This is a genomic window from Pontivivens ytuae (assembly GCF_015679265.1).
Lineage (GTDB): Bacteria > Pseudomonadota > Alphaproteobacteria > Rhodobacterales > Rhodobacteraceae > Pontivivens > Pontivivens ytuae.
On the sequence record NZ_CP064942.1, the window covers coordinates 1,554,165 to 1,575,904 of the forward strand.

General features: G+C 60.0%; 19 protein-coding genes. 3 read left to right on the forward strand and 16 right to left on the reverse strand.

Annotation, left to right across the window (positions count from 1 at the left end):
• Positions 1–177: 177 nt before the first annotated feature.
• The 5 genes from I0K15_RS07570 to I0K15_RS07590 all read right to left on the reverse strand — a co-directional run bounded on the left by I0K15_RS07570 (position 178) and on the right by I0K15_RS07590 (position 7,166).
• Positions 178–417 (reverse strand): Rossmann-fold NAD(P)-binding domain-containing protein, encoded by a 240-nt coding sequence (locus tag I0K15_RS07570; RefSeq protein ID WP_196104844.1) that lies wholly within the window; start codon positions 415–417, stop codon positions 178–180.
• A gap of 209 nt (positions 418–626) precedes the next feature.
• Entirely contained in the window at positions 627–2,678 is a 2,052-nt protein-coding gene (locus tag I0K15_RS07575) for a hypothetical protein (RefSeq protein ID WP_196104845.1), read from the reverse strand.
• Positions 2,679–2,690: 12 nt separating this feature from the next.
• Complete coding sequence (locus I0K15_RS07580) at positions 2,691–3,761, reverse strand: hypothetical protein (protein WP_196104846.1); 1,071 nt, start codon at positions 3,759–3,761, stop codon at positions 2,691–2,693.
• A complete protein-coding gene (locus I0K15_RS07585; RefSeq protein WP_196104847.1) occupies positions 3,709–5,787 on the reverse strand; it encodes an NACHT domain-containing protein in 2,079 nt (692 codons plus the stop codon). The genes I0K15_RS07580 and I0K15_RS07585 overlap by 53 nt, the downstream gene beginning before the upstream one ends.
• A gap of 365 nt (positions 5,788–6,152) precedes the next feature.
• The gene (locus I0K15_RS07590) at positions 6,153–7,166 is read right to left on the reverse strand and encodes an NAD-dependent epimerase/dehydratase family protein (protein WP_196104848.1); all 1,014 of its coding nucleotides are present in this window, start codon (positions 7,164–7,166) and stop codon (positions 6,153–6,155) included.
• A gap of 430 nt (positions 7,167–7,596) precedes the next feature.
• On the opposite strand from I0K15_RS07590, the gene I0K15_RS07595 reads away from it, so the two are divergent.
• The 3 genes from I0K15_RS07595 to I0K15_RS07610 all read left to right on the forward strand — a co-directional run bounded on the left by I0K15_RS07595 (position 7,597) and on the right by I0K15_RS07610 (position 9,783).
• Complete coding sequence (locus tag I0K15_RS07595; RefSeq protein WP_196104849.1) at positions 7,597–7,881, forward strand: hypothetical protein; 285 nt, start codon at positions 7,597–7,599, stop codon at positions 7,879–7,881.
• Between the two features lie 3 nt (positions 7,882–7,884).
• On the forward strand, positions 7,885–8,766 hold the full coding sequence (locus I0K15_RS07600) for a hypothetical protein (RefSeq protein ID WP_196104850.1): 882 nt from the start codon (positions 7,885–7,887) through the stop codon (positions 8,764–8,766).
• 894 nt (positions 8,767–9,660) lie between these two features.
• Positions 9,661–9,783: an IS3 family transposase gene (locus I0K15_RS07610; RefSeq protein WP_196104851.1), complete on the forward strand. Its 123-nt coding sequence runs from the start codon at positions 9,661–9,663 to the stop codon at positions 9,781–9,783.
• 585 nt (positions 9,784–10,368) lie between these two features.
• Here the strand turns inward: I0K15_RS07610 and I0K15_RS07615 are convergent.
• From I0K15_RS07615 to I0K15_RS07665, 11 genes are all read right to left on the reverse strand, one after another.
• Positions 10,369–10,722 (reverse strand): hypothetical protein, encoded by a 354-nt coding sequence (locus I0K15_RS07615; RefSeq protein WP_196104852.1) that lies wholly within the window; start codon positions 10,720–10,722, stop codon positions 10,369–10,371.
• Positions 10,723–12,141 (reverse strand): hypothetical protein, encoded by a 1,419-nt coding sequence (locus I0K15_RS07620; protein WP_196104853.1) that lies wholly within the window; start codon positions 12,139–12,141, stop codon positions 10,723–10,725.
• Positions 12,138–12,614, reverse strand: coding sequence for a toxin-activating lysine-acyltransferase (locus I0K15_RS07625; protein ID WP_196104854.1), 477 nt, complete (start codon positions 12,612–12,614; stop codon positions 12,138–12,140). The genes I0K15_RS07620 and I0K15_RS07625 overlap by 4 nt, the downstream gene beginning before the upstream one ends.
• A gap of 885 nt (positions 12,615–13,499) precedes the next feature.
• Positions 13,500–14,513, reverse strand: a complete 1,014-nt coding sequence (locus I0K15_RS07630; RefSeq protein ID WP_196104855.1) for a siderophore-interacting protein — start codon at positions 14,511–14,513, stop codon at positions 13,500–13,502.
• Positions 14,514–14,654: 141 nt separating this feature from the next.
• On the reverse strand, positions 14,655–15,671 hold the full coding sequence (locus I0K15_RS21265; protein WP_196104856.1) for a TonB family protein: 1,017 nt from the start codon (positions 15,669–15,671) through the stop codon (positions 14,655–14,657).
• On the reverse strand, positions 15,668–15,994 hold the full coding sequence (locus tag I0K15_RS07640; protein WP_230374332.1) for an ExbD/TolR family protein: 327 nt from the start codon (positions 15,992–15,994) through the stop codon (positions 15,668–15,670). The genes I0K15_RS21265 and I0K15_RS07640 overlap by 4 nt, the downstream gene beginning before the upstream one ends.
• Before the next feature lie 53 nt (positions 15,995–16,047).
• Complete coding sequence (locus I0K15_RS07645) at positions 16,048–16,377, reverse strand: ExbD/TolR family protein (protein ID WP_196104858.1); 330 nt, start codon at positions 16,375–16,377, stop codon at positions 16,048–16,050.
• Positions 16,378–16,427: 50 nt separating this feature from the next.
• Positions 16,428–17,063: a MotA/TolQ/ExbB proton channel family protein gene (locus I0K15_RS07650; RefSeq protein WP_196105404.1), complete on the reverse strand. Its 636-nt coding sequence runs from the start codon at positions 17,061–17,063 to the stop codon at positions 16,428–16,430.
• A 407-nt stretch (positions 17,064–17,470) separates the two neighbouring features.
• Positions 17,471–19,156 carry an IucA/IucC family protein gene (locus I0K15_RS07655; RefSeq protein ID WP_230374333.1) on the reverse strand — a complete coding sequence of 562 codons (1,686 nt, stop codon included), beginning with the start codon at positions 19,154–19,156 and terminating at the stop codon, positions 17,471–17,473.
• Positions 19,157–19,194: 38 nt separating this feature from the next.
• Positions 19,195–20,079, reverse strand: a complete 885-nt coding sequence (locus I0K15_RS07660; RefSeq protein ID WP_196104860.1) for a GNAT family N-acetyltransferase — start codon at positions 20,077–20,079, stop codon at positions 19,195–19,197.
• Positions 20,076–21,719: an IucA/IucC family protein gene (locus I0K15_RS07665; RefSeq protein WP_196104861.1), complete on the reverse strand. Its 1,644-nt coding sequence runs from the start codon at positions 21,717–21,719 to the stop codon at positions 20,076–20,078. The genes I0K15_RS07660 and I0K15_RS07665 overlap by 4 nt, the downstream gene beginning before the upstream one ends.
• Positions 21,720–21,740: the final 21 nt, after the last annotated feature.

A 21,740-nucleotide genomic window follows, 5' to 3' on the forward strand; every position in this document is an offset into this window, starting at 1 on the left:
CCCGCGCGCGATGATGCGGTCCCAGACCGGGCCCTTGTCGGCCAGGCAGAACGGCCGGACCGCGCCCGACCTTAGGCCGAACCGCTCAGCCAACCGGGGCCAGAGGTTGCGCCAGCGGAAGAGCCCACCGTTGGTGACGTTGAACGCCTCTCCCGCCGCTTCAGGCGCCGTCGCCGCTCATTCGAAGGCAGCGCCGAGCACGTTTGCGTCCGTGACCTGATAGAGCGCGTCGTAGGCGCCCTGCAGGCCGGAGAAGTCGAAGGCCACGTCGAGTTCGCGGTAGATGGCGGCATAGACACCGATCACCATCGCGAGGTTCATCGGGTTGCCCACGGCGAAGCCGATCGCCGCCTCTGGCTTGAACGCCGAGAAGCTCCAGGGCGAGCCCCCCGCTACGAACTTCGGGCACTCTGCCATCGGTAAGCTCGCGATCAAGCGGTGGCAACGTGCAGTGTGCTGGCCAGATAGGCCCGAGGTTCTTCACAAGCTGCATCGGCCAGCCTGAAAGTGACCGCAGAGACAGATCCATGTCTATGGGCGGAGAGCGGTCACTCGCTGCGGAACCCACGGACGGCCGCTTTGGGGCCGAGAGGAGACTGGCTGCGGGGAGCGCCCCGCCCTGAGCCTCAGTCGGGCCTGCGACGGACGGGCGGGACGGGCGGGGCTTCGGCCGCCGCTGTGACGAGCTGCTCCAGATCATGCGCCTCGGCGACACCGACCGCCACCAATTGGCCCAGCGCCCGATCGATCCGCGCGCGCGCCGGATGTTCTGGCGCGAGCAATCCCGGGTCTTCGACAACGCACGCCTCGAACCATTGCACGACCTGGCTGCCGACGCCCGACGCGATCCACAGCTCCGGTGACGTCGTGCGGCCGAACCAGGCCTCGACAGCGTCCAGCAGGAAACCGACATGGCGCGAGCGCGGCGCGACCAGAAGCAGGTTCATCGTGCAGCGCGCCACGAACACCGTTTGACCTCCGGGCAACATCGGGCGGAGCACGGGAAGGAACGGATCGACCCGGTCGAACAAGGCCGGCGGCAGATAGCTGTGCGTCCCGTTGATCATCCCATAGGTGTTGAACAGCATCTTCGCGATGACGCCACCGCTCTTCAGATCGATCCGAGCTTCGGCCGGGTCGCGAGCGCTCTGCCACCGGTTGAGCATCATCAGCCGCGCGACAAGCTTTTCGCGCAGCGCCACCGGCCGCGCCGGCGCACGACTGGTGTGATTGAAATAGAGCACGTCAGCGGCATGCTGCACAGTCCCTGCGACCTCGGTGAACGGCGCGTCCGGCAGGTGGGTCACGAACGGCAGATCGGCCGTAAACGACGCATCGTCTCCGTCGAGCAGCCGCTCGGCATAGAACGCGTAATACTGCAGATTCCAGTCGGTCAGTTCGCGGCTCAACTCGGCATCGGCCGCATAGCCCAGCCCATTCATTCGCCCCGTCCAGTCAATATAAGCCGAGACGATCTCCTGCCGCCAGCCGATCGCTTCTGCAGGCGCCGACCGGACTATCGCTAGCCAGCAGGCCGCCGCCTTATGATTGGTGTAAAGGATCGGCGACGAAGGGTCGGTATCCGTCTCAGGCGCTTCATCGGCATCGAACTCTTTTGCCGTTACTGATCCCGGCACCTGCATCCGGCTGGCCCGGCGCAGATTCGGTCGCTCCTCGGGCCAAGCGGGCCAGTTCGGTTCCGCGCCGCCATCAAGCCAGGCCAGTTCGGCAGCCACCACCGCATCGGTCCGGGCCGCTTGCTCCGCTTCGAACGCCGCTTGCAGCGCCTCATCTTCCGGTTGGTAGCTCTTCCAACGCCGCGTCAGGCCGGAAAAGGCCGCCCGCATCATCGCCTTGAAGAGACGGGGCTCGATCTCCAAGATGCGTGGGACAGCCGCCGCTACCGCGGGGGTTGCCGCCCGGTCCTGGCGTGTCGCGAGCGCGACCAGCGCATCGCGATCGGCGGTTTTCCCCAGCCGCGCCCAGAGATGGATCAGCGCGAGGATCGCGATCGCCGGGCGGTTGTAGCGCAGCAAATCGCGCGATCCGCCGCCGCGATCGGACTTCTCCTCGAGCGCGACCCCGATCACGTCCCGCACCCAGGCTTCGTGTGCTGCCAGCAGCGCGTCGTCGCCGTCGCGCGCGACGAGCAGCGCCGTCGTAATCAGCCGCGCGGCGCGTGATTGGAGCGCGTCGGTATCGCTGCCATCGGGCACGCCGCCCTTGGCATAGGCTACCGCGTCGCGCGCGGTGTCGGCCGTCGCATACTCGCCGCCGTCGACTGCCATCGAAATGCGCGCTTCCATTCCGCTCGCCTGAACCGACACATCGCGCTTGGCTTCGAGCGCCGCGATATGCGCGGCCTCATCCGGCGGCGACCGGTATTCGAGGTTGCCGTCCTCCCGCTCAAACCAGTTCGCCAGGGTGAGGACGTTGAGCGCATAGCGGCCGGCGAACTCAGGGTCGCTCAACGTCGCGTGCGCGGCATAAGGTTCGAGCGTCTCGACCGCCGCCGCGAGCGCTGTCCGCAACGCATTGCCGACCGGCTCGTCGGCCAGAAAGTTCTGCAGGGTGTCGATTAGCGAATAGCCGCGCGAAGGTCGTGCTCTCAGATCGGCCATGCGCACCGGACCCTTCGGCTCTTCCTTCAGCCCCAGCCTGTCCAGCCCCGACCCCATCTGGTCATGGATCTACCGGGTGCGATCGTCGGCAAGTAGCTGTGGGCTCGCGAGAAACGGCGCGAGCGGTACGCGCGCGACAGTGCCGTGCGACAGCAGCACGTCGATCGCGATGAGAAGATAGGCAGCGGCGCTGCCCTCGGGGCCCAATATGTCGGCGAGCACCGCCTCGACCGGATCGCCGTCATCGAGCCGCTTCTGGCTCCACGCCTCAAGCGCGAGCAGCCCCGAAGCAGCCGCATAATCATCGCCGCGGCCCCGCGACCAGCCAAAGGTCCAGCCCCAGGGGAAGAAGCGCGGCCCCTCGCCAAAGTCGATCGTGATGCCGTCTTCGCCAGGCTCGCGCCAGTCGGTGCGAAAGGCGATTGCCTCCTCAACCAGCCTCCGGATCAGCGCCAGTCCTTCGGCCGGCGCCGCGTTCAGCAGGTCGAGAAACGGCGGCTGCGCGGGCGATGGCGGCAGATAATCGCTATCCGCAAAGCTGAACGCGTTCTCCATCACCCGCTCCCGCCGCCGCTCTTGCTTTTTCTCGATAAGGCTCGCTTGGACCATCGCCGCCAGCTCGGCCGGAGCGACGGGAGTGATCACACTCGAGAACTGGCGCAGGTCCTCCATCTTGTGATGGTCGCCGTCGCCCGTGATCGCGGTGAGATAGGCCTTGAGCGCATCGGGTGCGAACGACCCGAGCAGCATCGCCATCAGCCGGAGCTTGGCTACCGTCTGCCGCCGCGCGTCGCTCGCCCAGCGCGCACGACCCTCAATCCCGGGTATCCTGACCGGCATGTCGCGCAGATCGAGCTGGCACAGCCAGTCGAACAGCAGCCGGGCCGTTCGCTCGGCGAGCGAGGAGAGCACCTTGAGAAAGATGATCTGAATCTCGACCAGCTCGACCACGGAGCCGATTGCCGACATTGGTACCTCGGCGGCGTGGTCAAACACCCAGCGCAGCACCAGAACCGACGATCCCGTCACGTCGGTCCGATACGAGCGCGGAAGGTCGACCTTCGATCCATCAGGCAGGGTGATAATGTCAGCAGCCGCCTGCGTCTCGACTGCGACGAGCGTCGTCGATAGTTCGGTCAATAGCGCGCCGCCCTCGGCGAGGAGCGAGGCGCTCGACTTTTCGAGCAGATCGATCGCGACTTCGGACCTGACCAGCGCGAGTATCGCCTGTCGGCGCCACGAACCGTGCGCGCTCGGAGGCGACAGGTGCGCGAGCAGGTCGAGCCAGGCGCTTGCATCCTTGTCCGTCTCGAGCACGAGCCGCGCGGCGATCTCGATACCGCGGGCGACGCGCGGCGACACGGGTCCGCCCAGGTCGACCCCCCCCCAGGCGGGACGGGTCTTCGGCGAGGTAGTTTCCGATCGCCCAGTCGCGCATCACGTCGTGATTGAAATCGAGCCGGTCGGGCCTGACCTCGCGGAGCGACTGAGCACCGAGCAGATGGTTTCGCGCGGACGAATCCTCGTCGAGATCGATTCCGGCGTCGCCTTTGAGCGTGGCGGTCGCCAGTGCCTTGAGGATCCGCTGCGCCGCCCGCACCTCGGCCGTCGGCGCGGCATCAGCGCTGATCCACCAAAGCTGCGCGAGTCCGGCCTCAGTTCGCACCGATGCGGCGCTCGTTTCGCGCAGCAGTCGCGACAAACGATAGAGGTTGCGCGCGAGTTGCGCTGCGGGATGGCTGGCATCGAGCAGCATCCGCAGCTCTGGCGCTTGGTCGACCAGTATCGCGACTTCCTCGTCCGACATGGCCCCGACCTCGACCGCGTGCATCCCGTCCAGCGCGGCAGAGATTCGGTCGTCGAGCCATGGAATCACTTCGCTGGCGCCAGTCCGCCTCGCGGTCGCGATCACCGTGAAGCCGGGAATGGCGCTGGCTGCCCGCAGCAGCTCACTGATCGTGCGCTGCCGACCCGCATCGTCAATCATGTCGATGCCGTCGATGAAGAGGTACGCGCCGCCGCTCGCCGCCAGATCGGTCAGGAAGGCGTCCGCCGATCCGGGAATGCCGAGCGCGTTCGCCAAGTACAGCCATCCGCCCGGCGGCGTCGCCTCACGGTCGAGAACGATGATAGGGGCACGCGCGGCGACGCGCTCGGCATAGTGGCGCAGTACCCAAGATTTGCCGACACCGGTATCGCCGCGCACGACGATGAAGCGCTGCGTCTCGGCCGCGTCGTCGAGCGCCGCGACCGCCGCCAGCCGCGGTAGCGTCACGCCCGCGACGCTCGTCCCGATAGGCGAGAGCGTGTTCTGCGCGAGTTCGGCGAGCCGCGCACGAGCCGGGCCGAATTCGCGTTCGCCGGCAAGCTTGAAATCGGCCTCGGCGAGGTTGGCCTTGAGTGCAGCAGTATCGATCTCGCCGCCCCGCGTGCCGGTCTGGATCGAGAGATCGACGAGACGGCTCCACAGTGCCTCGGCGCTCGGGACCTGCTCGTCTGCCAGCGCCATTCGCGCGAGCGCTAGGCCATAGGTGCGAGCGATCGGCGCGCTGGCCTCGAAATCGAATTCGAGGATCAGTATCCGACGCAGCAGCCGCCAGATCGTCTCATCCTCATCGGCGATGCCGCCTGCAGCAAGATTTGCGCGCGTCGTCGCTACGAACGCGCGCATGTCATCGTTCGCCACGCCCTTGGCCGCCAGACGGGTGAAGAACTCGCCCGCTTTAGTCGCGCTGCGCGCCCAGCCCAGCACGTCCTGATAGGCACCCGAGATCTTGCGGCTGGTCCGCTGTGTGGCGATCCCGAAAAGATGGCGCTCCGCCGGCACGTCGCCGATCGTGCTCCTGGCGATCTGCAGTGCTACATCCTTGTAGACCGTGTCCTTCGGCGAGAACTGGATATCGCGCTTCGACTGGATTTCGAGGAGCACATCACCGCTGGCGCCGACGCCCTTGATAATTAGGTCGTCGAGCTTGAACCCTTGCTCGACGCCCTGGAATCGGACGCTCGTGACGCGCGCGGCCGGCAGCCCCGGCGCCCGGTTGCCGGTCAGGAGCGCGAGCAGATAGAGCGCCCCGAGCTCTCCCTCTTTATAGGCCCCTGCCGCGCCGCGCGATGCCGGGCTCGAGCCGCGCTCGGTGTCGGTGCTGGTCCGCGCTTGCGCCATGCCCCCAAGGTGCGAACAATTGCCCGCGCATACAAGCGAAACCGGCGGTCGCGGGGACGTGATTGACGCGAAGCGGACGTTGCCCTTGAGGATGTCTTGTGTCGGCTATGGGCCGTTATCATCCAAGCATGGTGGGCTTGGCAATCTGATGCTGCGCTGCCCTTGAGTTCAGCTTTGAGCTCCATTTTGACCGATGCTGCGCAGCACACGAATAGCGACTTCCGAGGATAAGCTTCAGTGGCGCCCTCGCGTTTCGCGTGGTCCTCGACCTGTCGGTGGAAGCCTTTCGAAATATGGGAAAAACGGAATTGAAACGAACGAACTGTTCCCGGCCGGGGTTTCTCTCCGCTGTACCCAAGAAACGTCTAATGGTTGAGGGGGGCTGCCCCCTCTCGCTCCAGCGCCTCGTCGTCGGCTGCGTAGTCGAAGTGCTCCTTCGGATACGCGGCGAGCTGCGGCAGCACCGCGCGCCAGTCGCGGCCGCGCGTCGCTCGTGTGAGCCAGGCGACCGCCGCCGGCGCCGTCTCGGCATAGGTGCCGGCTGTCGGCGCGGAGGACGCGAGCACCATCGGCCGCTCGGCCGACCAGGGCGTGGCCCCACCCTTGGGCGGGTAGATCTCGTCGGGCAGGCCGACGAGGTCGGCGTGCTCCCCCATCGCTTCCATCACGGTGCGGCCTATCTCGGCCACCGTCGGCGCATACGCGTCCGTGACGTTCAGCACGGCCGGTGCGCCGCCTCCGAATGCGTGCAGCACCGCCTCGGCGATCGCCGCGGTGGAGGTGGTCTGGAACCGGCTCCGCCCGCCATAGGCCAGCGGAATGCGCGTCCGTCCGTCGAGCAGGCGCCTCACGAACCACCACTCGCGGGCGTGCTTGCTGTGGGGGCCGTGGATCGCGCAGGGCCGCAGCAGCGTCGCCGGCACGTGCGCGCCCTCCAGGAGCCGCCGCTCCATCGCGACCTTGCTCGTAGAGTAGGTCTCCGGCCCCGGCTCGACCGTCGTGTGGTCCTCCGGGATGGGCTCGGGAAAGTGGGGAAAACCGGTCTCCTTCGCCTCATCGATGGTGCGACCGCCCTCGTCGCGATAGACGCTCGCGCTGGAGATGGCCATGAGGTGGCCCGCCGATTCCTGAACGGCGAGAAGGGCTTCGGCATGCGCTGCATCGAAGGCCACACAGTCGAGCAGCAGGTCCGCGCCCTCGCCGAGTGCCCGTGCAAGCGCGGCCGGGTCCTCCCGGTCCCAGGGCGCGTGCTGCCACGGGCCGTCGAACTCGGGCGCGGTGCGGCTGGCAAGCCGGATCTCCCAGCCCTCGCGTGCAAGACGTGCGGCGACCGCGAGGCCGATCTGGCCCGTGCCGCCGAGAAGGAGAGCCGAGGGCATGGTCACAGCCTTTCATGTCGGGTCGCAAGTGGTCCAGACGGTAAGCGTTCCGTGAGTGTAGCCAATCATAACGGACGTTCGTGACGATCGCAGCGAATGGCCGCTAAGCGGGCTGCGACTGCAGCATTCCGACCGCCTGTCCAAGATCGGGAATGGGCCGTCCTTGCTAGAAAGAGCTGGGCCGATGTGCCTATGCCGCGCTTGCTTCAACGTCGGCACCGAGCCCAAACTGACCAATGCCGCACTCGGTGCGACTGTCCGCTAACGGAGCAGAGGCGCCGGTGAAGACTCAAAGAAAAAGCCCTTCCCCCTTCGGCGTTAGATACTGAACCAAGATACTAGAAATGTGTCGGTATAAGCCCGAATCGTTTTACAAGGGTGCACAAAACAATATCGTTATGGAAACATTGCCAAATGCGGGGGATGCAACATGACCGGATCTGAAAGTGCGATGCTGCCGAATACCGGAGGCATGACCCCGCAGGCACTGAAGAAATTCACGAAACAGCTCGAAGACGCAGAGAATCCCGTCGCGTTTCTTAGGATTGCCTATCACGCATTCACTTCAATAGGCACCGAGCGTTTAGACTTTGGTGTCGGAGCGGTAGTGTGCAATAGAGGTAATGAGCCTGCTGTACCTATGCGTAAAGTGGTGCTTCAAGGTGTTCAATACTGGGTCTGCGATCATAGCACGATGCACATAGACTTGGTATAGTACGTGAAAGCGAACCTAATATCGGCATTTCCGCTGCTCATTGGAGCGCTCCTCGGTGTTCTGTTTGTGCACACTCATCTCACTTGGGGGCCAATTCTTGGTATCTCAATTTTTATTGGCGGGCTCGGTGCCGCCGCATATGCAGGTGGTCGGCTTCTGATCGGATCATTCCCGGTACCCGCCGTAAGAATTTGGCAATTTCAAGTTCTTGTTCCAATAGCAGTGATCGCATTAATGACCTTTGCCATGGCCGAATTAAGCGATTGGATAATGGCTTTTGTTGCCGATAAGGATTGGTTCAATTTGCCCGTGGACGCCACGCGTGCGAAAGCGCAGGAGTCGATCGCTTCTGCAATTTATGGCACGATCGCGGCTTTCATCGGATCGATCTTTCTGGACGATGTAGAAGGGCAAAAGGGCGGGCTTTGGCCGCCCGCACAAATCAAACGAGCAATTGGAAACTCGTACGGCATCGAAGTGAATAATCTCAAGGCAGAGATCGAAGCAATGGCCGCGCAGCCTCCAGGCGTTTCGCCTCCGCACGAAGCACTCTCGCAACTTTGCAAGAGTTTTGCGCAATTGCTTTCCGCCTTTCCACCGTCAGTCCAAGTTACCGCAATGCTGGACCCTGCTATCCAGGCGCACGCCCTTTCGGATCATCAAAAGGCCTTAGAGGCTCTTGCCGTATCTCCAGATCAACGCCCAGAGGGCTTTCCGGACACCGGGCTTGTCCAAAAAATCGAGCGGTTCGAACGATTGAAACGGGCAGTACAGGAAGACACGCTCTCTGCAGGCCAACCTTCTGGTTGGTCGTATGGCGCGGCTTTGACCCGAGCGAAGATTATCAAAAAACATTTCTCGGAAACAAGAGCTCAAAGATCTTAGGCTGTTCTTGTTAATTGTTCCGGCTGCCGGACATTGCTCAAGGCAAGAAGATATCTTCAGAAATCTGTTTGATAAGCTTTTCTCGCGGGATGCCAATCCATATCCAAATTCGTAAGCAGTCATTGGCCGGTGCGAAGCGAATGGCGTGTGGGTCCGGGATCTGTAAGTTCGAATGATCTCAGATTTCGCGCTCGCAGCGAATGTCGGGAAAGCGGGCTGCGACTGCAGCATTGGGATCGAAAGTTGTACGGCAGCTTTGGGCCGTTAGATGACTTATTGTCAGTAGATCCGACTGACTTGATCAGACGGCCTCGCGGCAATACCTCAGCGTCCCAGCTCCCTCTGAATTCAATCTGACCTTTGGCATAGATCCGTATCTTCGCCATAGCTACTTTGCGGTTTCCAGAGCCTCTAGGGCGAGATGAGCGTAGCTTAACTGGAAAGCTTCAAATACTTCCTCGTACTTCATTACGAAAACATATGCATGCGCGGCTGTGATGTCGCGATCAGTGCTTTTGACCATGTTGGGCAGAGCTAATGCTCTATGTGTCAAGGCTAAGGTATTCCCCGGAGACTGAGCACTAACGGAAGCTACGATTTGAGCTCACCCTGGCCATCGATAATGAGACGGACGAGATGGCGAAGAGCAAGCAGCACGCGGCCGCGTTCAAGGCGAAGATCGGGTAGCTCGCTGTAGCGAGCGATTTTTTGTCGCAAAAACTCAAGCCCTGGGTCGGGACGTGAGGCGCGGTATGCCCCAAAAAGGCGCACCCATGGCTATCGATTTCCGCGCAATGCTGGCTGCTGTTGACCCCGCGCTCGAGCTACTACCACCGGGCGACAGGCGAGACGGTAGAGAACCTAACTCTGATACAGATCATCAAGCGGCAATTTATGGAGACACCGTTCTTCGGTGTCCGCCAGATGACCTGGCACCTGCGCAACGAGGGCCACGCCGTGAACCCGAAGCGCGTGCGGCGGCTCATACAGTTGATAGGCCTCATGCAGATCTACTGACAACAGAATACGGGCAAGCCGAACAAGGACCGCCGGCCGTTCCTATACCTGCTCCACGCGCTGACGATCGACCGGCCAAGTCAGGTCTGGTGCTCCGATAGCACTTATCTCACGATTTAACGAAGCTTTCTTTATCTCGTGGCGATCATGGTCTGGCACAGGCGCAAGGTGCTAGCATAGCGGCTGTCGAACATGTTGGAGGAGGCCGAGTCTTGCACCGAGGCGCTCGACGAGGCTCGCAAACCTAACTCAATATCTACGACCACCGGCGACCTCACACCACCCTCGACGGACAGCCTCCGCACGTGATCCACCGGCCAGCAACACGATCGTGTAACTCGGCCAGGAGACCCAGAGAGTCGCTTAGATCCCGGCAGATCTCGTCCAAGCTCTGAGGAGCACCTGAACCCAGGGGTGTCGTGTCGAGGCACATCCTTCTGGCCTCATCGAACCGATCGCGGGGGGGGAGATTTGCAGAGGCCAGAAGTCGCGCTCCGTCGAGCATATCTGCACTACGTATATCGTCTAGAGATCCGCAGCAGGAGATAGTTGCCGTGGTCAGGCTGGCCAAAAGACTAAAATGAATCAGTGTCTGGGTGGGGGTTTTGGGAGTGTGCGACCAACATAGAATACGCCATAGAACAGCGGCAGGAGTACAATAAAAACTATATAAAGCCATTCTTCCATTAAAAAAGAAATCCCAGAGCGCTGATGCATTTTATAAATGAAATAAATACAGCAAAGCACGGCGGTTAATACGTATAGTCTATAACTCTGAAAAATAACAATAATTGCAATTGACAAAATGAGCGCAACCAACAATCCCCATGTCAGATAAGGATAATCGTATAATACAATAGGAAACATTGCAAAAAACCAAAATGCCACCAGTGCGCTAGATAGCGTCAAAAAAACTACAATCTTCAGCAAACCGGACACTTAGAAATCCTCTAATATCTGCGACGCTTCCTGAAATATCTCTGATCCATTTTCCAACCACAGCTGATCAGTTGTGTTTTCGATCTGCTCTTCAAACTCCTCAAGCAGGAGGTCGCCCAATTCCCTAAATGCTTCTACGACCACAGATACTGGATTAGATGGCTGCAGAACGAATTCATCATCACCCTTAATCAAGTTGCCTGTAGCCTGAATAACCGAGTCGCCTTCGCCGTATGTGTGTAAAGTGATACCTCCATCATCATTCAATTCTCCATAGCGAAGAACGTATCCCTCTTCGAGCACATGCGCGCCATCTACCGTGTAATTGATGATGATATCAGTCTGGTTGGGATTAGGGTTCTTTACCACGTAGGACCTAACCAGGTTCGCATCGTTGAGCGGGCTTGGACCGGCATTGTTGAGCTGACCATCGGCGGTAGCTATATCAAATTCATATGGCGTCGGATTGGCGATAAGCGCTTGCTGTATAGCCAAAAGACCATCCTGACCATTGATGTGATCAGGCGCCTCCAGTGATAAGATGTACTCATGAAAAAAGCGGTCGCTATCGTGGAACCCGTCCATACCCTCGTATACAGGGATAGCGACTTCCGGCATGCCCTCGAGTTTGGGATCAATCATCATAATCCCTTCACTGATATCGACGCCGTCGCTGACCAGCACATCGCCACTGTTGATTGATGCGTACTCTGCTGTCTGGGCGGCGGCATTTATGATGACATGCCCATCTAGGTCGTAGCCGTTCCGTATCATCACAGCTTCCGCGATAGAGTAACCCTGCTCGACCACTAGTCGGTGTTGAAGGTGATCCTCTGAGATAGCCTCACGCGCATCGTGTTCTGCTCGGTGTCCAGGCCACATATCGGTTTCCTTAAAAAGGAAATCATCAAAGTGCTCATGATGCCTCCTGTAGTATTTTATTTGTTCAACTGTTGGATTTTCTGGAGCATTCATTCCATCTCCATATGAACCACCGAGAAAAATCTGCACATTGGCATCTTCTGCTCTATATTCTGCTTCGAGCTCAGCTCTATAATCATCAATGTATTGAGCGACCGACATGACGACGGTCGGATTCTGAGGGTTCTGGAATAGATCATCGACAGTGAGGACAGTAGCGCTCGCGGCGAGTTGAACTTCTATCTCATTGCCATTTCGAGAAATGGTGGGCTCACCTGATTGAGATCCAGCGTTGCCGGGCTCGTCCTCGTCATCTTGGGGACCGGGGGCGCTGCGGAAGACAAGTGGAGCGAGAGGCGTCGGGTCGCCGGCACTACCACCGCTGGAGCTACCTCCGTCTGATGACGCTCCCCAAGCGATGGAGTTATGAAAAGATCTGTAGAATGGATCAATCATGATGGCGCAACCTTTATCCCAAATAATTCCGGTGTACTTCACTTGCGAACATAGCTTGAGCGGACCTGAAGCCTGCCCTCTAGATCAAAGACGTGGACTGTTTTGAGGACAGTCATGCTACAATCTCTTCGAAGATATTTTGCAGACTTCATTTTGAGCTTATTTTGAGCGACCTCAACTATGTGCCGTGGATTTATGCGGCGCCCAATCAAACTGATGATCCAAGTCTGATTCCCACTTCGCCATTGCTCGATGCTCAGCGGCACTCTGTTTTCGATGTGCTGTTGGGCTGCCGTTTCATCCAGAAACGCCCACGTTAAGACACCGAAAGAAGGGCCATCGTTGAAAAAGCGGTACTGTTTCAACCGTATTGGCGGAAGTGCCATCGTAAGGATATCTGACATCACGTAGCGATGATGGACTGGGCATACTGACATAGCTTTACAAAAAAGACCAAGGACTTGATCCTCTGTGGCCGCGACGGGCACGGCCATTGGAGAAAGAGCATCGCGCATTCGTAGGTCTTGTCCGAACACTCTCTCTATCCATCGTCTACTTGATTCCTGACTAGATTGCTAAGGTATCCAGGCTGAATCTGCACGAGGAAATTTCCAAGCAATTTTGTCGACTTTTCTCTATGTCACCGCTGATGTCGTTTGCAGCAGGCTTTTGACGCGCATCAACGAGACGGATCGGTAGTGGGGACGGCGATCTGAGACGATAGACCTGCTACAACGGTATCCCAAAAGCCTTCGGTCTGATCCCGAAAGCGAAACGATGACGCGCTTCTGCACGATAAAGGTACTTATAGCTTCAATGGTAGACGCCGTTGCGCACCATCGCTTCAAAACAGACTTCGGCCTTCGGCTTGGCGTTTACCGACGTCGAACCGCCTTCTTGTCCGTCGGCTAACGGCAGTTATGGGCAGACTCATGCTGCTACACCGGTGGGCCAGCAAAGCCTGCGAACCCGGCGAACACCACGGCTGGTACGGTTACTCGAAGCTTGATCGGTGTCCTGTCCCTAAAGAACAGCAAGCAGAGCAATGCCACGGCGCCGCCGGCAGCGAAGGTTGCTGTCGATCCGATCAGGGGCAGTGTCACGAACTCTGTGAGGATGGCGCCAACAATGGCTCCGATGGATCCTGCAGCCAGAACGATGCCGAGCGACGATCCCTCCCGACCCAAGCACACCTCGATGGCGAGCTTGGCAAGCAGTGGCGGTTATCCTGCTATATCGGCTCGCATGAGTCGAAGTCCGGGTCCGAGCGTCCTGCTCTCGCACATCAGCGGCCGAGAACTGGAGGGCCCTAGTCGAACGCAACCTGGAGATCGCTATTGATCCGTTGGAGGATCCCTTTCGCCAGCAGTGTCGAGAGGCGATCGGGCAAGGTTATTGGGTCAGGCCGAGAAGCCTGGGTGGTCCCGCCGCCAGTAGGCAACAGCCAGTTGCGTGCCCTTGCCCAGCCCACATTTGCCCCTGAAAAGCTTCCGCGCAGCCTGAGCGCCATCGAACTCCCCGGCAAACCAAGCTTGCTCCGGCTGCGTGCCCTCTGTGATTTGTTCCATCATCTCCAGAGCTTCGGCTTGGAATGCGTCTGGAAGTAAGCGATGTATGTCGAGCGTGGTCATCGGCAGATAGGTTGAGATGTCACAATCGTCGGGTGCGGCGACAACAACGTGACCGGTGGCGTCGAGGGGCAGGCATCTCAAGATACGCGCTACCGAAGACAAGCCTGTCATGTCGGCGACCAGCAGATAGCGTGAGGCCACTGGTAGCCCCGACATTCCGGCTGGTCCCATTGCGCCAATCTCATCGCCGGGACGTGCGGTCTGTGCCCAAAGCGAGATCATACCCTCCCCATGACATACGACGTCGATGTCGATTTCCTCAACGCTTGGACGGGTCGCCATAATTGTCATGTAGCGAGCATGAAGCGCGTCATCTCCTCGCGGCCAGATCGGAGCACCATTCGCAGCCATGCTAGGCCAGAGAGGTTTTCGACCGGGCCGTGATGGAAGCATCAGTTTCAGATGAAAGCCTGCCTCCTTACGCTTTGCCAGATCCGGCATATGCAATGTGATGCGCTGCATGTTCTGAAAGATCCGCTGCGACTTTACGACCTCCAAGATCCGAAAGTTTGGTGGAAGATCGCCCTCGCGGCTGGCCTCACCTGACCAACGCATCTTGGAGGCTGCTTCTGCATCCAGTTCCTCGACATGACGCGCAACCTCATCCTTGAAGAAGAGAAGGGCACTTTCGCTTGGCGCGCCGATCGCAACCTGCAAACCATCAGACTGGACACGAAACGAGATGCAGAATTCATCACGATGAATGAAGTGTGTTCCGTCCTTACGTTTCGTGAACTCGAGATCGTGATCGTCTTCCAAGTGACTGACGAAGGCCGACAGCATGCCAGATGCTTTGCCAGTTGGAACAATAGTTTCAGCTTTAATAAGTGGCATTTACCAGATCCAATTCATTAAGAAAAAATAAATAGAAGCGATTTTGTATTTGGATGCCGGAACGCAGTGCCGTGAACAAGATATACCTCCCTACTGAATGCGAAGCGGTACCGAAAAACGCTGCTGTGCCAACTGCAGGCTTGAGGGCGCGGGCGGTACTGCGCCTTGCTGGATAACAGCAAGGCTCGCTTCGTCCAGGCGAGCGTTTCCGGAGGACTGGCTCACTCGTGCCGCCAGCACTGTGCCGTCGCGCGCAATCGTCAGGTCCAGCAGAACCGTTCCGCGACGTCCCCTTGCGCGGACTGAGCGCCTATTGAGATCTGCCACGATCTGAGCGCCCCATTCCGCGACAAGAGAGCTGCGGTCTGCTGGAGACATTGATGGTGCCGATGATGGGCCAGCATTCCCGGCCACTTCAGCACCACCCGTTCCAGCCGCCGTCGTATCTGGACGCGCTTCGGACACGGGCTCGTTCGACCTATTGGGTTCCGTGCTGGCGACCGCAGGTTGCTGTGGCGCGGGGGGTGCCGGCTCGATTTCACGTGGTCGGGCCCGGGGCGGGCTCGAACGCGAAATGGCGGCTTCGGTCGCGGCGGGCTCGGCAGGTGTCGTATCGACTTCTGGGGTCGCGACAGCTGCTGCATCCGACATCGGTCGAGGTGACGCTAACGCTTGGCGGCGATCTTGCTGCGGTCGATCGATCGTGTCCGTTGGTAGCGTGATGCCCTCGGTTCGTGGCGGATCAACCGAAAGCTCCGCTGGTGCTGCTGTTCTCGGCGTCTCCGGTGCTACGTCGATCTCTTGCCGCTCCATCGTTTCGAGCGGCCTCATCTCGGTTGGCGCAGCTGCTATGGAGGGAAGGTCCGCCAAGGGGGCCTGCGGCGTTTCAGGTTGCCGCATTTCTATCGTCTGACCGACCTCGACCGGCCTATCCCAATGCTCCACCATTGCCGCAAAGCTCTCCGACGAGGCTTGCATCGACAGGGCCTCCGTGCCGCCATTTCCCGCGCCACCGAGAGCACCTTCCTCGGGTTGACCGATCCAAAAAGCCAGGTGAATGAGGAGTGCGAGTACCAAACAAAACGCGGCCTCGACGTACCGGATCATTGGGTTGTTACCAGGACTGTTTCGGAGATGCCGATGGCCGACAAGCGGGGCAGCAGGGTTGCTATCTCTACGGCGGAGACCCTCGCGTCGGCGCGAATGAGCAGCGGACCACGCAGCTCTTCTGATGCAACTGCGTTGAACACCGCTTCGCCTCGAGCGCCGTCAAATGCGAGCTCACCCTGAGCACTGACATACAGGACATCGCGGCCTTCCGCAGGCTGCTGTCCCTCCGAAGCCGGTAGCTCGACTTCGAATGGGTCGGAAGGGGCGATCTGTGCGGTCATCAGAAAGAAGATCAGTAACAGGAACACGACGTTGATCATGGGAACAACGCTTTCGGTCCGTGGTCTCGTCGGTTTGCTGGAGAACTGCATCGCTACTCCACCAGCACTACCGTTTCGAAGCCTGCGTCGGTCAGAAGCTCCAATACGTCGACCACACGCTGAAGTTCGGCGTCATCGCGCGGTCGCAGCACGATGGCGTCGGTCGGTGTTTCGGTGAGTTCCCCCAATCGCGTGATCAGAGCGACGCTCTCGATCTGCTGACCGTTCAACCGCTGACCTTCGGGCAACACGTCGACGAGGCGCGGTGGGCCCGAATAGGCGCCGCCACCCGATCCGGCAAGCTGAAGTGGAAATGACGAGTCGATGCCGAAGCGAGCGGCCAGCATGAAAAAAACGAGCAGAAGGAAGACCACGTCGATCATGGGCGTGAGGCTCGGCTTTCGCCGTATTCGTCGTTGCGTAACGGTGAACACTACTCTGCCGCTCGTACGGCTATCGCACGAGGTGGTGTGTGCGTGAAGATGCGCGTTGCAGCATTCTCCATGTCCGATTGGACGCTGTCGACGACACTCTCGAACCACGTAAGCGCCATGGATGCAGGGATCGCGACAGCCATTCCTGCGGCTGTCGTCAAGAGCGCCTCCCAGATCCCGCCGGCGAGCGCGGCTGGATCCGCTCTGGCTCCCGCCTCCTGAAGAGCCTGGAAAGCAGCGATCATACCCAGCACGGTGCCGAGCAGTCCGAGAAGCGGCGCGATAGTAGCAATCAGTTCCAGCGCGCGGAGACCCGCCCGTGCGCGTGCCAGCTCGATGCGCGCAACGCGTTCTGTTTCCTCTCGCGCATCGTCTTTGGAGTAACTTTCGCTCATCCGCGCTGCAATGGCAGCGGATGCAAGGCGCGCGCGCAGCGACTTTCGCCGTTCGAGCCGTCGGCGCGCAGCTTCGGGATCGCCTGCGACCCAAAGCGTTACCGCTTCCTCTGTTGCGGCGCCCGACCACGCGCCCATACTCACCAACCGTAGGATTTTCCACAGAATGAGCGCCGTTGTCAGAACAGAAAGCGCGGCAATCACCCAGATCGTGATCCCGCCTTGCTCCAGAAACGCCATCAAGCCAGAGCCTTGATCGAAGAGTTGGGATAGGTCAGTCAACTTTGGGCCCTTCGTTTATGAGATGCCCAAGCGAAGGCTGCGAGCGTGATGGGGTGGACGCCTGCGTCTCGCCACGAAACAGATGTCTCGAGCAGTATTCTTTCGAAGGGCGCGACAAGGTCATTAGTCCGTCGTTGGCAGCGAGCATGTTCGGCGTCTGGTGAGGCTGGCGAATGCTGGCGACCAATTCTGACGAATTCCGTCGGATTTATAGTGCGTGGATCTGCTCAGCGCAAGGAACGCCAACAGCCCCCGTCGTCATGAACGCACCGCAGTACGGCAAGCTTCGCCAACGCAAACAAAGCTAAAAGCGCAATGGAGAAGCCAATGCGAAGCAGAGAGCCCTACCTCCATATCGGCGAAAGCTATGCCGCTGCCTCTTTCTGTTTCCGACGCAATGGGTTGACCAAATCTGTGCCGCGCGCGGGCAGCGGGCGTTCAGCACTGTCCTCATAGCCGATCGCGAAGCGGACGCGGTTGATGCAGACCTTGGGCATGACATCCTCGAAAAGGGCAAACATCTCAAAGCGGCTTTTCAACTCCGGGTGCTCCGCCGCGTAGCGCATCAACCGGGCTGACAGAATGTCGTAGAAGGCCCTTTCATTTAGAGCAGCACTGCGCGCCAAGCCTGCAGACAGGAAACGCAGAACCGTTACGAAATGCGCTGTCTGTATGTCATGAACGATGTACGCAGGTGGTTTGCGCGGCAGCAGAGCTCGGATGTCCGGGTCCAGCCCTTCCATTTCCGAAAAGTCCTGATCCACCAGATCGAGATCGCCCTGAAAATCCTTGATCGCCATCCCCACCGGGACATGACCGTCCAAAATCACCGTCACGTTCTGCCCATGCGCTATGAAAGCCGCACCGTAGCGGCAAAGGATATGCCAAAGGGGCACCACGGTGGCATCGAAGAGATGGGCGAGCCAATTCTCGATCGGCATGCCAGCCGCCTCGGCGTAGGCAGCGGCCAGCGGTGTCCTGCACGCTCCCTCGTGAAAGAGCGCGGCTGCGAGGACTGCGCGACGATCCGACCCGGTCCTATGCTCCGCGGCATCCCGCCAAATCGCTCCTAGCATCTCGTGGTGCCGGTACGGAGCCTCCGGGCAGTCCGCATAAACGGGATGTTCGTACCAATACCCCAGCGCTTCACGCAGTACGGTGACGCGACCCGCAAGAACAGGATCGTCGGCAACCAGGCCTGTAAGCCAGTCCGAGATCGCTCCGCCGTGTTCGATGTACTTACCAGGCATACCGCGCCAGGCCGACGTGTTGAGAATCCCCAGCGACAGCTTGACGTCATAAGGCCCCCCCTCGGCCGGCGTCAGTGTCCGGATGCTTGGTGTAGCCACAAATTGAGGTCCGAACCGTCCAAGCGGCACCACGCGACCTTCGGAGATTTCCGCAAGAAAGGCTTGAGAGATCACGTTGTCCCACTGCCACGGATGCACCGGTAGAAGCACGTGGTCGCGCGTTGCACCCGCCTCGCCCGCTGCGGTGTGGAGGGCTTCTGCATCAGGGCCCAAGACAGCGGTAAGCACGTCCTCCGGTACTGTGCCTGCCGTCCGACCGCTTCGCAAAGCGTCCCGTCGCGCGGCGACCCAGAAGAGCTGAAGCGGTTCGCCATATTCCGGAGCATAAGCAGCTAGGTCGGACTCGCCCCAACCAAGACGACCCTTGTTCGCGATGGCTTTGGGGTGGCCGTTCAAGATGGCATGAAGGCGTGCCGGCGGCAGGTTTATCAATGCCTTGGCGTCGAGGTCGCCATAAAGACGTTCTAACTCGAGATCCTGCCGCAACGTGTTCGACAGCTCCCGAAGGAACGTTGCCTCCGTCGCAGGTGACATCCCAAACTCGGCGCGCGCATCGACGACGAAGCGCAAGGGACAGGGAGACGTGTTATCGGTCTCGAGGCTGTCTGGCACGATGTCCAGATTGTCCCAGATCCGTCGTTCAGCTTGAAACCGGTAGTGCGCCCCCGAGGCGAGCTGCAGCTCGTAGTGCCTGTCGCCGACAGGATGCAGCAACTCTTCCCAAGTCATCTCACTGACCATTTTCGCGAGCAAGCGTCGACGCGCTCTATCGAACGCGTTCACAATGGCACCCGCGCGAAGAAGGCATCCCGGGGACAATGCATGAGGGCGGATCTCTTGTGGGGGAAGTCGAACTCCTTGATTTTTGTGTAGGCCATCGCATCGGCATAGCGCAGCAACTTAACGTTATCGACGCGCGGTTCACCGACGACTAGGTCCGTCATCGGGCAATCAAGGAAGAGGTAATGGGTCAGTGCACGGATCCAGGCCGATGTCTTACGTCGACCGAGGTGCTTTGCCTCTCCAATCAGCCCATGCCACCCGCGATCCCAAGGGCCCGCATCGTAGTATGCACCCAGTCGATCCTCGCGTGCCCAGTAGATTTCGAAGTAGCCGACGGGCTGGTCGTCATAACACCCAATCACTGACAAATTGTGAGGATCGGACAGGCGTTTCTCGAGGAAGGCCCGGAGATCATCCTTCGACTTGTCCTCCTCCCAGAAGTAGGCGACGCGGGGATCGTTTTGCCATCGATGGAAGATGTCGAGATCGCGCTCGATGTCGACGACGCGGAAGGACACGGTAACGGCCGCATCGGCAAACCGCTTTTCATAGACTGTCCCGGTCGGATTGGGGGGACGAAGCGGATGATCGCGGCCATCGGGACCATCGACCGATGTCGTCGCCTGCCTCTGCGCGGGCGGATGTCTCAGCCAAAGATCCGCGTGTTGATAGAAGCCCGACCGGTGCACGATCGGACAGTCATCTGCGAGGTGCACGTAGCCGGGGCGGCGTGGGCTCTCTTGAACCTCCGCGGGGTCGATGGGTAGCGCGAGAGTCTGAAGAGTGGGATCAGCGCTCAGCTGCGTCTCGATCCACTCGGCCAAAGCGCGCGGTTCATGCAGTGAAAGCGGCGGGGTGAGATTGGAAGCGGTCGCGATCATGCGTCAACAGTCTCCAGAATAGGATTTGGGAGTTCGAAAAAGGCGGCAAGCTGACCGCGTGCATCGCCGTCCGCTTCATTCACGCCGCTCATGCTCGTAGAAAAATTGCCTTTGCAGGTCAGTGTCGGACGCGTCAGTAGCCGTCCGTAAAGACTCGGATCACCGGGGGTCCGTTCGCGCTCACGTTCCAGAAACTGACGCCAGGTAGACAGCAGGTCGTCCTCTTGCGCCAAGCCATCCAGTACGAGGGTAGACAGCGTGTTGAAGACGCTATTCACCACGACATAGTAGATGAGCAGACCATCGCCGAGCTCGGCATTGACAACATTTTCAGTGCCCTCGCCGATCCCGGGACAAGCAGCTGTTAGTTTGTCGTGGAAGCTCTCGAGGTGACCTGTGCCCTGGCAATCGCGAATCCAGACAGCAGACGGCCAGCCGTTCGATAGCTCGATCATCAGGTTCTGTTGGTGAGCGCCAAACAGCAAACCGTAACGAGCGCGGAGCTCCAGCACGGGTCTGATGGCGACTTCAAGGAAGCGCTCGAACCAATGGCGCGCGGCTCCTTGTCCGATTCTGGCGACCATTGTGCCAAGCGGTGAGGACCCGTTCGGCTTTGCTTCGCACAGCGCCGCAAGCAGGACGGGTCCTGTGGTACCTGCGTCGCGAAACGGATTGTCGCGCAACACCACCATGCTCGCATCAACGATACCGTTGGTGCCTCGTAGGGCGACGTATGCCGGTTCACCCAGAATGTGGAGATCGGGGAATGCTTGTTCGATCTCGGCTCCGATATCGGATTGCAGAAGATCCGAGACATGAACTCCACGCCGGACCTCGCGGAGCGACAAATCCCTTACGGAGTTTGTGAGCTTCAAGCTTAGCGACGTCTTGACCATGTAGGGCGCGTGCCAAGCGTGCAGGCTCCGCATAGAGGATGTCGCCGCCCAATCGGAGCGCCCAGGTCCCAAATCCCATAGCACACTCTGCTCCACCATCCGTGCGACCTCGGGCCGTTGACGTAGACGTTGCGCCTGCCATGGATGCCAGGGCAGTGGAACCGCATCCGACGGCACTGAGCCGAGATCCGCTTTTGCCAGCAGGCGCAGAAGTGGTGCTGCACCCGAACTGAGTGTGAGCAATTCCGGCCGCGCCGCGATCCATCGCAAGGCAAATTGCCCCTCCTGCTCTGGTGCGAAGCGTGCAGCATCTTCTGCCGACATCTCATCCCGACTGCGCGGATTGGGATGGAAGGGATGACCAGCCTTCAGGGCCTGCTCCGCTGCGATGAAAGTCCAGCTGTTGACATCCCCACGCTGCGGGGGAGCACGGCGAATGGCTGCGAGGCTATCCAAGACACGATCCTGAAACGTGTCCCCCACCTGACCCGCGAGATCAGCAAGCAGGGTCTCTGCCTCGACTGCTTCCCAGCCGTTGGGCGTTCGCCGACAAAGGGTTCCGTCGAAAAGATAGCGTAGACGGCTCGCTGCCCGCAGGCCTGCTCGAACCTCGCGGCCCGACGGATCGCGAAACGCGAGCTGTCCTTGATCTTGAGATGTTTTGCGAAGCCAACCCTCGCGCAAAGCAGAGTTCAAAAATGCGTCGAGCGCGGGGAGATCCCCGGCGGCCGAACGTAGGGTCATAATGGAGTATCCTTCAACCAT